Annotated in this window: 16 protein-coding genes; 4 read left to right on the top strand and 12 right to left on the bottom strand. The window is 57.4% G+C overall.

The window, feature by feature from the left end; translation table 11 throughout:
- Positions 1 to 202: 202 nt before the first annotated feature.
- Complete coding sequence (locus tag SIB38_RS19155; RefSeq protein WP_412550834.1) at positions 203 to 1,351, bottom strand: AAA family ATPase; 1,149 nt, start codon at positions 1,349 to 1,351, stop codon at positions 203 to 205.
- Positions 1,341 to 2,153, bottom strand: coding sequence for an RNA ligase family protein (locus SIB38_RS19160; RefSeq protein ID WP_412550835.1), 813 nt, complete (start codon positions 2,151 to 2,153; stop codon positions 1,341 to 1,343). The genes SIB38_RS19155 and SIB38_RS19160 overlap by 11 nt, the downstream gene beginning before the upstream one ends.
- A gap of 607 nt (positions 2,154 to 2,760) precedes the next feature.
- Between SIB38_RS19160 and cdd the strand changes: the two genes are divergently transcribed.
- Positions 2,761 to 3,174 (top strand): cytidine deaminase, encoded by a 414-nt coding sequence (cdd, locus tag SIB38_RS19165; RefSeq protein ID WP_294119319.1) that lies wholly within the window; start codon positions 2,761 to 2,763, stop codon positions 3,172 to 3,174.
- Positions 3,175 to 3,178: 4 nt separating this feature from the next.
- On the opposite strand, the gene SIB38_RS19170 is transcribed toward cdd, so the two are convergent.
- The 7 genes from SIB38_RS19170 to SIB38_RS19200 form a co-directional block, all read right to left on the bottom strand.
- Positions 3,179 to 4,036, bottom strand: coding sequence for a homocysteine S-methyltransferase family protein (locus tag SIB38_RS19170; protein ID WP_412550836.1), 858 nt, complete (start codon positions 4,034 to 4,036; stop codon positions 3,179 to 3,181).
- A gap of 9 nt (positions 4,037 to 4,045) precedes the next feature.
- The gene (bmt, locus tag SIB38_RS19175; RefSeq protein WP_412550837.1) at positions 4,046 to 5,074 is read right to left on the bottom strand and encodes a betaine--homocysteine S-methyltransferase; all 1,029 of its coding nucleotides are present in this window, start codon (positions 5,072 to 5,074) and stop codon (positions 4,046 to 4,048) included.
- A gap of 113 nt (positions 5,075 to 5,187) precedes the next feature.
- Positions 5,188 to 6,522, bottom strand: coding sequence for a dihydroorotase (locus SIB38_RS19180; RefSeq protein WP_412550838.1), 1,335 nt, complete (start codon positions 6,520 to 6,522; stop codon positions 5,188 to 5,190).
- A complete protein-coding gene (locus tag SIB38_RS19185; protein ID WP_412550839.1) occupies positions 6,519 to 6,932 on the bottom strand; it encodes a transcriptional repressor in 414 nt (137 codons plus the stop codon). The genes SIB38_RS19180 and SIB38_RS19185 overlap by 4 nt, the downstream gene beginning before the upstream one ends.
- 13 nt (positions 6,933 to 6,945) lie before the next feature.
- Positions 6,946 to 7,191, bottom strand: coding sequence for a membrane protein insertion efficiency factor YidD (gene yidD, locus SIB38_RS19190; RefSeq protein WP_294119326.1), 246 nt, complete (start codon positions 7,189 to 7,191; stop codon positions 6,946 to 6,948).
- The gene (cysS, locus tag SIB38_RS19195) at positions 7,188 to 8,528 is read right to left on the bottom strand and encodes a cysteine--tRNA ligase (protein WP_412550840.1); all 1,341 of its coding nucleotides are present in this window, start codon (positions 8,526 to 8,528) and stop codon (positions 7,188 to 7,190) included. Before cysS ends, yidD begins: the two co-directional genes overlap by 4 nt.
- Positions 8,529 to 8,531: 3 nt before the next feature.
- Entirely contained in the window at positions 8,532 to 9,611 is a 1,080-nt protein-coding gene (locus SIB38_RS19200; RefSeq protein ID WP_412550841.1) for a CobW family GTP-binding protein, read from the bottom strand.
- 82 nt (positions 9,612 to 9,693) lie between these two features.
- On the opposite strand from SIB38_RS19200, the gene hisI reads away from it, so the two are divergent.
- From hisI to SIB38_RS19215, 3 genes are read left to right on the top strand one after another with little or no spacing between them, the layout of a single operon-like run.
- Positions 9,694 to 10,167 (top strand): phosphoribosyl-AMP cyclohydrolase, encoded by a 474-nt coding sequence (gene hisI / locus SIB38_RS19205; RefSeq protein WP_294119331.1) that lies wholly within the window; start codon positions 9,694 to 9,696, stop codon positions 10,165 to 10,167.
- A gap of 10 nt (positions 10,168 to 10,177) precedes the next feature.
- Positions 10,178 to 10,885, top strand: coding sequence for a bifunctional diaminohydroxyphosphoribosylaminopyrimidine deaminase/5-amino-6-(5-phosphoribosylamino)uracil reductase RibD (gene ribD, locus SIB38_RS19210; RefSeq protein WP_412550842.1), 708 nt, complete (start codon positions 10,178 to 10,180; stop codon positions 10,883 to 10,885).
- A gap of 2 nt (positions 10,886 to 10,887) precedes the next feature.
- Positions 10,888 to 11,139 carry a hypothetical protein gene (locus SIB38_RS19215; RefSeq protein ID WP_412550843.1) on the top strand — a complete coding sequence of 84 codons (252 nt, stop codon included), beginning with the start codon at positions 10,888 to 10,890 and terminating at the stop codon, positions 11,137 to 11,139.
- 110 nt (positions 11,140 to 11,249) lie between these two features.
- On the opposite strand, the gene SIB38_RS19220 is transcribed toward SIB38_RS19215, so the two are convergent.
- The 3 genes from SIB38_RS19220 to SIB38_RS19230 form a co-directional block, all read right to left on the bottom strand.
- Positions 11,250 to 11,597: a glutathione S-transferase family protein gene (locus tag SIB38_RS19220; protein ID WP_366011450.1), complete on the bottom strand. Its 348-nt coding sequence runs from the start codon at positions 11,595 to 11,597 to the stop codon at positions 11,250 to 11,252.
- A gap of 36 nt (positions 11,598 to 11,633) precedes the next feature.
- A complete protein-coding gene (locus tag SIB38_RS19225) occupies positions 11,634 to 11,978 on the bottom strand; it encodes a glutathione S-transferase family protein (RefSeq protein WP_412550844.1) in 345 nt (114 codons plus the stop codon).
- A gap of 62 nt (positions 11,979 to 12,040) precedes the next feature.
- Positions 12,041 to 13,207, bottom strand: a complete 1,167-nt coding sequence (locus tag SIB38_RS19230) for an iron-containing alcohol dehydrogenase (RefSeq protein WP_412550845.1) — start codon at positions 13,205 to 13,207, stop codon at positions 12,041 to 12,043.
- Positions 13,208 to 13,273 lie beyond the last annotated feature (66 nt).

The raw sequence follows: 13,273 nt of genomic DNA on the forward strand, positions 1-13,273 counted from the left end.
TCCCAAAAGAGACAGGCGTGAATGTGCAAGCGGAATTTTTCCGCCGAATCGCAAAGTCTTAGTCAAGTGATCCAATAATACTGCCAGAAGTTCTGCACTCGGCCCAAAGCAGCCATTAGAGTGTCTTGCAGCAAACGGCGCCTATGAGCCCAAAGTTCCGAATGCCGCGTGCCGCGCCAATGTCCGCATTCGCGCGACGGCGCTAAATCAAGGTAACCTTATGCGCCTCCCAAATCTGCGGCGGTTCCAGCTTCTTTGACAAGTGGTCAATAACGGCGTCAGGCACAGCATTTGGCCGATCCTGGTTCTGACGCTGCAGTTGGTCTGGGCCTGGTTCGAGATAGACAATCTCGAACCGAGCAGCGTAGCCACGCAGCAACCGCAACACGCGTGATCGGTTTTGGCGCGTCACATTGGTTGCGTTCCAGACAAAGTCACGTCCGGCCCGCAGGTGCTCTCTGGCCCTTTCATATGCGGCTTGGATGACTTGCCCTTGATTGGCATTAGCTGAGACGCCCAGTTCGTCCCGGATCAGGTCAAGGCTGACGACGGGGTGATTGGGGCGGTGTTTGCTGATCCAGGTATCCTTCCCGGCACCAGGCAAGCCGGACATCACCGTGACGGTGCAGGTGAACGCTTCATGAGCCGCATAGCGCGGATCACGGTCTTCCAATTCGAAGTAGGCGACGCGGCTTTCATCGTTAGCAAAGGCAAACGGACGGTCCCAGCACCCGGCCTCTTGGAACGTCAATGCGGCGAGGCTGATACTCTCCAGGATGGCCTGCTGGTCCTCGCATGTGCGCCCCAATGCGTCGGCCTTGGCATGCAGGCACAGGTGATCCGGCCGACAACGCCATGATGTTTCGATGGCCATGCGTATGGGGTCGGGTCGTTCGATTAGCCAAAACGGCAGTTGATGATGGGCAATGATCCCACAAAGTTCTTCCCGCCACACAAATGGGGATCCAGCATGCCAGAGCAGTTCCCGTGCAATGGAGGCCCCGATCCGGGAATGACCACGGGAAGATACCCTCCCATCATCTTCATGCTTCGTCACGGAAGGTTTGCCCACATCATGCAGGACGGCAGCCCAGAAGAGATTGCCCCGATCCATAACGGGTAGCCCTTGCCAGTCTGGATCAGCCACCAGCGCCTCGACAACCATCCGCGTGTGCTTCCCAACATCACCTTCGGCGTGGTGGATCGGGTCCTGCGGACAGGTGTCGAGGATGGCAAGCTCCGGCCAGAGCGACCAAATCTCGGTCCAGTCCACCTTCCAGGCCGGGTCGGTAGGAACCAAAGCCAGCAGGTGGTCATGTGTGACGGTGGGTTTCATGGGCTTACGCATCATAGGCTCCATCCAAACCCAATGTGGGCGCAAAAATGTCAACACCGTCGGCGAGCCCGTTCGGGAGGATTGGACGGTCATGCCAATGCCCATCAGCCGCTTCAATCGCCTGTAAGAAGTCTGCACGGACGAATTTGAAACGGTCTTCCACGTGATCTGCACTCTCCTGTTTCAGGTACAGCCCTTCAGCCAGGTCGCTGTCCTCGGTTTGCTTGCCAACCTTGTCAGGACGGCTGCCCGACCGCTCTGCTGCCACGGTTAAGGCATCACGCCACTCAGGGGATTTGTAAGGGGATGGCCGGGTCAGACCGACAAGCTGGTCGACAGACCTGATCTCTCCTGTATGGACGACCGGCACGGGCATGATCGGCAATCCGGTCAACAATACACGACGGGCCGCCGTGCTGAGGAACACACCGTTGTCCCGGTCCAGCACGTCGAACTCCATGAAATAGTGGGGGAGCCTGTCATAGAACACAGTGTGTTTGGCATACATCCACTCGCCATACATAACGAAGCGATGGCCCAGCACGGGGTGCAGGACATGCGCATGGGCGGCCGCCCAAGTCTTTAGCAGGGCAAAGTGCCGTTCCCGACCTCCACCGGTCAGGTAGTGCCCCCGGCTTTGAAGCAGCAAGGTGCCATTGGCGTCGAACGACACAGCAGAGTTGGCCCCGTCGAGCTTCTCTTCAACGACCAGGACTTGGCCCGAAAGCTCCTTAATTGGTTTGTCATCCGCCATATCGCCCACTTGAAGGCGCGAACCCTCAACGTGCCGCGTGCGCGGGTATTTAAGAATTTCCATGATTGTCTCACGATGTTTCGAGTAGTCGCACAAAACCACCCGGCAGAATTTACCAGGGTGTTGGTTCAAGTATGTGCGCAGCGATTACATCGGACTTCCGTGGGGTTCGGGGTTGAGACGGATCGGTTAGTTACCGCCGAAGTTGAGAAAAATCAACAGCGGACCTTCAGCGCGAACGCTTTAATGTCCGGATTGTCCGCGTTGCAGACCTTTGAGCAACGCGCAGCCAACTTCCGGAATCTGCCCACCTTTGGGTTTGGACTGGAACCAGCAACGATGCGGATCACGTCTGCTTCGGGCTGGCACCAGCAGTTGATAACCTTGGTTTGCGCGCAGTTTTGCTGCGGACACGCTGCCGTACTGCCGCATGGCGGCTTAGAGCCCATAGCGGAAGTCCTTAAATGATGCTGCGAGCGCTTGCAGCATGGAAATTTCTGCAGATGCGAGCCAAGCGGCACTACTGTGCAGCAGGAAAACCAGCCGACCATTAACGCTACAGATGGGTATTCCAACGAAAGAGCTGCGCAAGTAAGCTTTGGCATATGATTTATGCCGCCCTCATTTCCGTGAGGTTTGACCAAGTTCAACCAAAAAGGAGTAGTCTTCAATGCTGATGCCAAATTCGGTACCTGACCTTCGTGAAGCAGCCGCCGCCGCTCGCGAGAACGCTTATGCGCCTTATTCGAACTTCAAGGTTGGCGCCGCCATGCGCGGAGCATCTGGGAAGATCTACATCGGAGCAAATGTTGAGAATGTCGCCTATCCAGTGGGCACTTGCGCTGAGGAAGCGGCGCTTGCTGCCATGATTGTCGCAGGGGAGACCGAAGTCATTGAGGCCTATGTCATTGCAGACTCGCCAGAACCTGTGCCGCCCTGCGGTGCCTGCCGACAGCGCTTAAAAGAGTTTGGCAAAAACGATGTGACCGTTTGGATGGGCACCACCGACGGCAAAGAAGAAGCTACAACGATCGGTGACCTGCTACCCGGGGCTTTTGATGCCGGATACATGGCCCGCAGTTAAGAGGTCAGGTCAGCCGCCGCACGATTTCCGCGATGTGCGCAGGTCCAACTTCACAGCAGCCGCCTATGATGGTCGCTTCCATCTGAGCCCAGTCCTCCGCAAAATCGGCATAGGCTGCTGGCGTTAGATCTGTACGCGCTGACAATTCTTGAACGGTCGCACCCACCTGGACGAAACTCTGGGTGATTTCAGTGAAACCGTTTGCGTAAGCACCAAAGGGTTTCCCGCAGCCTTTGATGACGTCTACGGCCATTGTTACCGCTTCGGGGGTAGCGCAATTGACAAGCAAGGCGTCCGCTCGGTCGATGCGGTCCACCACGTGTTCGAGAGGCTCTCCCGAGCGTAACTTCGTGCCGTCATAGTCATCGACGGACACGCTGAGCCAAATGGGCTTTTCATGCCCGGTTGCGCCCTCAAGCGTTGCATCAACGTGGGCCAAGGCAGAGACCGTCTCGATCAGGAAATGATCCACATACGGGGCTTGGATGCGGCAAATCTCAGCAAAGCGGTCTACCGCGTCGTGCGGCAGTGGGCCGGTCTGATAGGATCCGAACAAAGGGCCAATCGCCCCCGCCACACTCCCAACTTCTGCGGCGTCACGAGACGCACACGCAATCTCACACGCGGCACGGTGAAGCGGTTCGAACTGTTCATCAAGCCCGGCGGCGATCAGCCGGTCATGATGGATGGCATAGCTGTTGGTAGTCGCCACCATGGCGCCTGCAGCAAAGAAATCGTCATGCACCGCCCGCACAAGTTCTGGCTCGTCCAACAGCACTTTGGTCGCCCAAAGAGGCGTTGGTCGAGCCGCACTTCGCGCAATGAGCTCTTGGCCCATGCCGCCATCCAGAATGGTGATCATGATACGTTTCTATGCTGCCGTTGGCGTTGCAGATTTCCTCCGACCCCGCCGCTCGCGCTTGGGACGTGCCACCTCGACATCGGTGCCGTCGCTTTCGGAGGAAAACGCGCCAAGAGCTGTGCTGATCGCCTCTAGGCTTGGACGGGCACCGATCTCCTGCGTGTCGAGCGCCTCTCGCATTTTCTCCAAGTGTGCTGGGGTCGTGCCGCAACAGCCGCCGATAACTTTGGCACCCGCCGCGCGGGCCAAGACCGCATATTCTGCCATCAGCTCTGGTGTTCCATCATAGTGGATTTCGCCATCAATGTATTTCGGGATACCTGCATTGCCCTTCGCGACGATCGGTATCTCGGGGTATGCTTGGTGAAAGCCCAAGACAGTGCGCAGCAAGTCATACGCACCCACCCCGCAATTGGCCCCGAAGGCGACGGGCGGATTGTCGAGGTTTTTGACCAAATCGACCAATTCGGGTGACGTGACACCCATCATTGTGCGACCCGCAGTGTCGAACGTCATGGTCCCGACCCAGGGCATCTCAACACTGGCGAAGGCTTCCGCGGCTGCGCTGTACTCCTCCGGTGCTGATATCGTCTCGAGCCACAGGATGTCCGCCCCGCCGTCCTTGAGGCCACGTGCGGTCTCTTCAAAGATGTCGACCGCTTCTGCGTGGCTGAGCGCGCCTACGGGTTCCATGATCTCGCCGGTTGGCCCAACCGAGCCTGCGACGACCACAGGACGCCCTGCGGCGTCAGCAATCTCGCGCCCGAGCTCCGCGGACCGTTTGGACAGTTCATAGGCGCGATCACCTGCATCATGCAGCTTGAGACGAGAGCGGTTCGCGCCAAACGAATTGGTGAGGAAGAGGTCCGACCCAGCCTCGACCGCGCCACGATAGAGCGCACGTATGTTGTCAGGCTTGGTGTCGTTCCACAGCTCTGGACAATCGCCAGATTCCAGACCCATGTTGAACAGATTGGTACCGGTGGCCCCGTCGGCCATGAGCCAATCGCGCTCATTCAAGAATTCGATAAAGTCCATCACAATGGCGCCCTTGCTCAAACTATTACCATTTTGCGTTCGCACGCCGAGCGAGATGGATCAATTTCAATTTCCTCATGAGGAACATGAGGTGCATGTGGCTTTTTCAGGGTTCAGGTTTGAGCCGTGAGCGCCTCAGAAAAGCGCATTGGCTGGCCGGTACTGGGCGTCACAAGTTCGCCGTCCCACATGACCTTATGGCCACGAACAATCGTACCCACTGGCCAGCCGGTGACCGTGACACCATCGTAGGGCGTCCACCCCGCGCGGGATGCAATCCAATCATTGGTAATGGTCTCGCGCCGCTTCATGTCCACAATTGTGAGATCAGCATCGTAGCCAACCGCAATGCGGCCCTTTCCAACAATTCCAAACAGGCGGTTGGGCCCATGACTTGTCATATCGACAAATCTTTCCAAGCTCAGCCTGCCTTCGTTCACGTGGTTTAACATGGTCGGCACGAGGGTCTGAACACCCGTCATGCCAGAATGGCTGTCTGGATAGGCATGTTCTTTTTCCTCGCGGGTGTGCGGTGCGTGATCCGATCCCAGGATATCCGCGACGCCATTCGCCACACCTGCCCAAATCTGATCCTGGTGTGACTCGTCGCGTACGGGCGGGTTCATTTGGGCATAGGTCCCAAGACGCGCGTAGGCAGTATCATCGAGGGTGAGGTGATGGGGCGTGACTTCGACGCTGGCGACGTCTTTATGGTCCGCAAGAAAGGCGATCTCTTCCCCGGTTGAAATGTGCAAAACGTGAATCCGCTTACCGGTCTTGTGTGCCAATGCGACAAGACGTTTGGTGCAGTTCAGCGCGACCTCGGGCGAGCGCCAGACAGGATGGCTTGATGGATCGCTTGGGACACGAAGGTCCTTGCGCTCTTCCAGCATGTATTCGTCTTCGCTGTGGAACGCTGCACGACGGGTGATCGCCCTCAGAATCGCCTCAACACCGTCATCGTCTTGGACCAAAAGTGCCCCTGTCGAGGATCCCATGAAGACCTTTACTCCGGCACAACCCGGCAGTTTTTCCAGGAAAGGAAGCTCCGAGACGTTCGCGTGGGTTCCACCCACATAGAAAGCAAAATCGCAGTGCATGCGGTTTGTTCCCGCCGCAATCTTGGCGTCAAAGGCCTCGCGCGTCGTTGTGAGCGGGTTCGTGTTGGGCATCTCAAACACACCTGTCACACCGCCCATGACCGCCCCGCGTGAGCCGGTTTCAAGGTCTTCTTTGTGCGTCAAACCCGGCTCGCGGAAATGAACCTGTGTATCGATAACGCCCGGAAGAATGTGCAGGCCCTTGCAATCCACCACGGTTTGCGATGCTGCGCGCGACAAGTTACCCAAAGCTGTAATATGTCCGTGATCTACCCCAATATCTGTCTCATGGACGCCGTGATGGTTGACGACAGTTCCGCGTCGAAAAATCGTATCAAAGCTATTCATGTGTTTTGGACCCAGAGTTTAGGCATTTGAGCTACAGGAAGAGCACAAACCATGCACCTCAATGACATGTCGCTGTGGCATAAACCCGTTTCTTCAACGAAGCCAGAGAGGTTTTCGACGAGGCGCGGGGCGGTGCGTTCTTCGACAGTTCCGCATCCGTCACAGATGGACAGCACAGCCAATTTGTGAGTGCCATCGCATTGGCAAGCGATGTAGGCCTTGAGGGATTCGACCCGATGAACGCGACCGGTCTTGGTAAGTGCAGCCAGCGCATTGTAAACCGTCGGTGGCGCGATTTTTGGATGTGACGCCTGCAACCGATGCAGCACGTCGTAGGCGGACATGGCACCATCAGCCTCTCGCAGCACGGCGAGTATCTCAGCCCGCATTTGTTCACCGCGTTTTGTCATGGAACACTTCGCTTCATTTCATGCGCGGGTTGTCGACAGGCGGCACAGGATCGAACCCTGACCCGCCCCATGGATTACAGCGTGCCAGACGGTGAAGCGTCAACCAAAGCCCACGGACGGGCCCATGGGTTTCCAGGGCTTCGATCGCATAGACAGAACAGCTTGGTTGAAAGCGGCAAGAATGCCCAATCCAAGGCGACAGGATCAACCGATAGCCACGGATTGGAAGGATAAGGAGCCGCACAAAGAAAGCCCTCATGCGCGCATCCTCCAACGGCTCTCGCGGCCAGAGTCTTCAACTTCTACGCCCATCTCTAGTAGTTGATCGCGCAATTCGTCGGCACGCGACCAATCGCGATCAAAGCGCGCTTGCGCCCGCTGAGCAACCAGCGCTTCGATGTGATCGACCTCGCCAGCGCCCGCATGCGCCCAAGCAATTGGATCCTGCTGAAGGAGACCAAGGAAACTGCCCGCCTCGCGCAGGCCTGCCGCGATCTGGGCGCGACGGCTTGGGTCGGCTTCAGAATGCACTTGCGCGGCAAGTGCATGCAGCGCGGCGAAGGCAGCCGGCGTGTTCAAGTCATCATCAAGCGCGGTCAGCACAGGGGCCATATCATCCGGCGATGGCTCTGCCGCCGGCTGATCGCGCAGCGTGCCGTAGAGCCGGTTCAGCGCCGAGCGCGCGGCCTTTGGTGTCTCTGGCGTCCAGTCGAGCGGTTGGCGATAGTGTGCGGATAGGAGCGCATAGCGGATCGCCTCGCCGGGAGCTTCCTTCAAGAGATCGCGCACCAAGAGAACATTGCCGAGCGACTTGGACATCTTCGCCCCTGACACGGTCACATGGCCATTGTGGACCCAGAACCGTGCCTTGGTGCCTTGTGCAATCTCGTTTTCATGATGCGGGAAGCGCAGATCAATGCCGCCGCCGTGGATGTCAATCTGCTCGCCCAAATGCGCGCGGATCATGGCAGAACACTCAATGTGCCAGCCGGGGCGTCCAAAGCCCCACGGGCTCTCCCAGCCGAGTTGGTCGGCGTCGGATGGCTTCCAAAGTACAAAATCGCGCGGGTCCCGCTTCCACGGTGCGACCTCTACCCGCGCCCCCGCAAGCATCTCGTCTGGGTTCGCACCTGAGAGCCTGCCGTAGTCCGGGAAGGCGGGAATGTGATAGAGCACATGACCCTCCGCCGCGTAGGCTTTGCCCTCTGCGATGAGGCCTTCAATCATCTCGATCATTGGCCCGATATGCGCCGTCGCGTGCGGCTCAATGTCCGGTGGGGCGACACCCAGCGCTGCAAGGTCTTCGTGATAGGCCTTCGTGAACTCGGTTGAAATCGCGTCGCAACTCACCGCTCTCGAAGCCGCCGCGGCGATGATCTTGTCGTCCACATCGGTGATGTTGCGGGCATAGGTGAGCTTTGGCACTTGCCTGCGTAGCACCCGCGCCAGAACGTCGAAAACAACTGCCGGTCGTGCATTGCCGATATGCGCGTATGAATACACCGTTGGGCCGCAGACATACATCCGCGCGTGTTCGGGATCACTTGGAACAAACGGCTCAACCTTGCGACCCATGGAATTGAATAACTGCAGCATCTGTCAGAACGGCATCGGGGCGGTTTCGTGGACCATTCCGTCGGCGGTTGTTTCGACTTCCTTTGGCTTCATACGGAGCATGTTCAGGCTGGCGTCAAGGTCGTCCTGGCTCATGTTTCGAGCAATCACGACGACCCGGCTGGTCGCATCTTGCCCGCTCCAGTTTTTCAGCGGAACAGGCGCATCAAAGATGTGTTGCACGCCGTGGAAGACAAAAGGCCAAGGCATGTCATCAACGTGCACAATCCCTTTCATGCGTAAGATGTCGGGACCCTTAAACGCGAGCAGCATGTCGAGCCAAAAGTCGAACGCATTGGCAGAAATTGGCGCTTCGATCTCGATGGAGGCTGAGGTTATGCAATGGTCATGACGCGCTTGCAAGGCTGTGCCATTCGCGGCGTCCTGTGGCGCGCTGCTGTTGCCAATCCAGGCTGCGATGTCCTCTGCCGAGACATCTTCGCGCATCGCCGAAATCCCAAACAAACCGCCGACCGGCACAGCGCCGCGATCTGCAGTAATGGGCTTGGCCCTGCCGTTCAGATCGGCCAGACGGGTTTCAAAAGCAGCGACATCATCCTCCGATACCAAATCTGTTTTCGTGACGACAATACGATCTGCCATGGCAATCTGGCTGACGGCTTCGGAATGGGCGTCCAGCGTTGCGGGGCCAGCCGCAGCATCGGCAAGCGTGACCACGCCGTCCACCCGGAAATAAGGCGCAATCAGATCGTCCATAACCAACGTGTGTAAGATCGGGGCGGGATCTGCGATGCCCGTCGTCTCAATAACGATCCGGTCAAAGCTGAGTTCATTGCGCTTCTTGCGCGCCATGAGCGCGCCGAGGGTCTTTGAGATATCGCCGCGGAACGTGCAGCAGAGACATCCCGACTGCATGAGGATCGTTTCCTCGGTCGACGCTTCGATCAAATCATGGTCAAGGCCAGCCGCGCCGAATTCGTTCATGATCACAGCAATCCGGCCTGCTTCTGGGTCATTGATCAAGTGGTTCAAAACGGTGGTCTTCCCGGCGCCAAGAAAGCCTGTCAGCAAAGTGACCGGGATACGCGTGTCTGTGGTGTCCATGGGCGTGCTCGTCCTCTTTACAATCCTGCGATTCTGCGCGAATAGCATTATGTTATAAAGTAACACTTCACAAGGCGATCCTATGAGCGAAATCGAATTCCAGTCTCGAACGTCCGTTGAACAAGTCGAGGAAAGCACAGACTTCGCCCCCAAATTCGATAGCCATGGGTTGATGCCGTGCATCACTACGGATGCGCAGAGTGGTGAGGTGCTGATGCTGGGCTGGATGAATGACGAAGCCCTGAAGCTCACGATTGAAACTGGGGAAGCGCATTACTTCAGCCGCGCGCGCCAGGTGCTTTGGCACAAGGGCGCGACGTCAGATTTGGTGCAAAAGGTTGTTGAGGCGCGAATTGATGACGACCAAGATGCGGTCTGGCTCAAGGTAGAGGTCGCTGGGTCCGGCGCGTCCTGTCATGTTGGATATCGGTCCTGTTTCTACCGCGCTGTGCCAACAGCTGAAAACGCAGGGCAACCGCTTCAATTTGTGGAAAGCGACAAGACCTTTGATCCCATGAAGGTTTATGGTGATGTCCCGAACCCAACCCAACTCTGATCAAGCATGGATGGAACGCGCATTGGTCTTGGCGCGTGAGGTGCGAGGTCACGTTTGGCCTAACCCACCTGTGGGCTGCGTGATTGTAAAACACGGCGCAGTTGTTTCTGAGGCGGCCACACATCCCGGCGGCCGTCCCCATGCAGAGCGCAAGGCGATTGAGCAAGCCGGTCAAATGGCAGACGGAGCCACGCTCTTTGTGACGCTGGAGCCGTGCTGCCATTGGGGAAGAACGCCGCCGTGTACGGACGCGATCATCGGTGCAGGCATTGCGCGTGTGGTTTGCGCCGTTCAAGATCCCGATCCACGCGTAAATGGCGGCGGATTTGCGACGCTCCAGGAGGCTGGAATTGATGTTGTGGTTGGAGTTTGCAGTGCAGACGCTGAGGCAATGATGTCCGGCTTTTTCCATCGCGTTCATTTTGGGGTGCCAGAGTTGGTTGTTTCGTTGGAAAGCGGAGACGCGATCCCCGACGGGACAGACGCTGTTTTGGTATCAGGCGAGACTAAGGTGGTTCTCACAACCCGTTCCGGAACCATGGAGAGCGACCTCAAAAACCCGCATCATCTGCTCAGGTGGATGGGGAACCTTGGCCTCACCACGGTGGCAATCCCTAAACTCGATAGGTTTTGGCGCGAATTCCAAGCCCATGCGGAGGTCCCTGCGCGTAGTGATGGGGCGCAGATGGCAATGCCTCTCGGCGAAGTAGGCACCTAGCCATGCAGAAGGCACTCATGCACAAGGCCCAAGGCTTTTGGCACACACATCGGGTCAAGCGATTGGTGCGCGAGCAGTTGGGCGGAGGCGTTCAGTGTTTGGTGTCGGTGCGAGAGACGGTATGTACCGATCCGGGATGTGAGGGTCCGGCAACTGAAATTCGGATCGTTACTCTGGGCTTTCGTGAGATCAGCGCATTGATTCATAAGCAGGCCTCGGACATCAGACTAAACGACATTCTGACGATTTTTTGAGAACGCTTCCGGCGATGCCTCAAAGCTACAGCGACTTTGACCTCAGGCGCGCCTCTACCGAGGATGAAAAAGCGTGTTCCAAGATTGGTCTGGTCTTACCTGCTTGCGCTTTAGCCTAAATCCCAAGGCATGTTGCCTGCGTTCCGGGTTCTTTCTGATCGGACGGGGCCCAAGAAGAACGCGGATCTGGGCGTGTCTTCCGCCGCGAAAGCGCGGATGACACTATCTCGCGTCTCTAAACGTTCCAGCAGTGCTCGCAGATTTGGCAGTGACGTCACTGCGCCCCGTTCTAGCGGGTCGTGCCTTGGAGCGACCAACGACCAACGCACGCAGCCAGCCAAATAGAAATCACAAACGCTCAAGTTCGCGCCCAGTAACCATGGCCCACCAGTGTCTCTTATTTGGGCATCCAAGATCTCATAGTGTGACCTCATACGCTTTTTGATGAATGGCCGCACGCTTTCGGCTCGGCTTTCACCAACGTATCGCTCTGTTTAGTATTGGATTTGGGCATCTGCATGCAGTGTGTTCGACAGGAAGTAGAGCGTTTTTAGGAACAAGGCTCGCTGAGCGCGGTCTGAAATAGCTGGAGAAAGTGCTCCCTCTTGCTCTGCCAAATACTGAAGGATCGCACCGGTTTCAGACAGGGTGACACCAGTGCTTTCGTCGGCAAGAACAGGAACCATCCCACGTGGATTTAGCTTTAGGAATTCAGGGCTTTGATGTGCACCTCGATGCATATCAACGACTTCATCTCGGTAAGCTGCGCCTATTTCCTCGAGAGCCATGCGGATGACATGGCTCGCGCAATCAGGAAAGGAAAACAGAACATAGCTCATAAATTTGGATAGCGTCTCGTGTGTTGTCCCGACGGCGGTTTCGTAAACCGGTTCAAAGGCGGCTAAGCAGCGGCGGCGACGCCTTTCTGCATCATCAAGCCAGCCAGTTCGTCGATATCCTCATGCGTCATCGGACATGCAGAGTTTTGCGCCATACCGATATTCGCGTCGTTCTTCATTTCGACGGCCAATTCCGTTTTGGAAACACCGGCACATTCCGCGGGCAACTCAGGCGCAATCCCGCACGCACGCATCAACGCCGACATCCGACCAGGCAGCGCGTCAGCCGTTTCCTCACCCGCCATTGCCCTAGAGGCCATTGCATAGTTCGACGCCCCCTCGGGCCGGGCAGTGAGCCATGGCAGGCTTGCTTCCAGCGCAAGGCCTGTCGCCAACCCGTGATGGATACGAACAATCGAGCCAAGGGCGTGGCTGATATTGTGACCCATATGCGTGTTGCAATTGTGCAAAGCCAGTCCGGCGACCAAGCTTGCCCAAAGAACACGACCCCGTGCTTCGAGATTAGAGCCGTCGTCCACGACCTTTGGAAGATCATCGGTCAAAATACGCAGCGCTTCGAGCCCGTAAAGCTGGCCAGCTGGGCTGGTGGTGCGAGACGTCGCGCCTTCAAGTGCGTGCGCGACGGCGTCAATTCCAGTCCATGCCGTAATGTGGGGCGGTAAACTGAGGGTCAACTGTGGGTCTAGTACTGCCTGAGAGAACATCAACTCCTCCCCCCAGAACCAGATCTTGGAACCATCTGCCCTTGAAATAACCGACGTTCGCGTAACCTCAGACCCGGTCCCTGCCGTGGTCGGAATAGCGATCGAAGGAATGGCGTTTCCCGGCAAAGGTTGCGCCGCCAGCGCAAAGGTTTCTGCGCGTTGGCCCGATCGCGCAATGGCTGCTGTAAGCTTGGCGGCGTCCATCGCGGCGCCCCCGCCCATTCCCACGATCACGGCTGCGTCTAGCGCACGCGCCTGCTCGCACAGATCGTTCACAAGCGCTTCTTTTGGCTCGCCCGAGACAGTCGCAGCAACCTCAAACGACTTTCCCTTTGAGCCAAGTACTTGAGCCAGTTGATCGGTGACGCCAAGGTCAGCAAGAACCGCATCCGCAATGACAAGTACCGGCCCTTGCCCCAAACGCGCCGCTATTTCTGGCACATTGGACATGCGCCCGTTGCCAAACGCGACCGGAGGAACATGCCCCATATTGAATTTCTGCATACTTCCCTCTTGTGAAAACTCTGGCGGGGCGAACTCACGCCTCATACTTGTGCTCAACACATCAGA

Source organism: Shimia sp. MIT910701, assembly GCF_047126315.1.
In the GTDB taxonomy this organism is placed as follows: Bacteria; Pseudomonadota; Alphaproteobacteria; order Rhodobacterales; family Rhodobacteraceae; genus Shimia.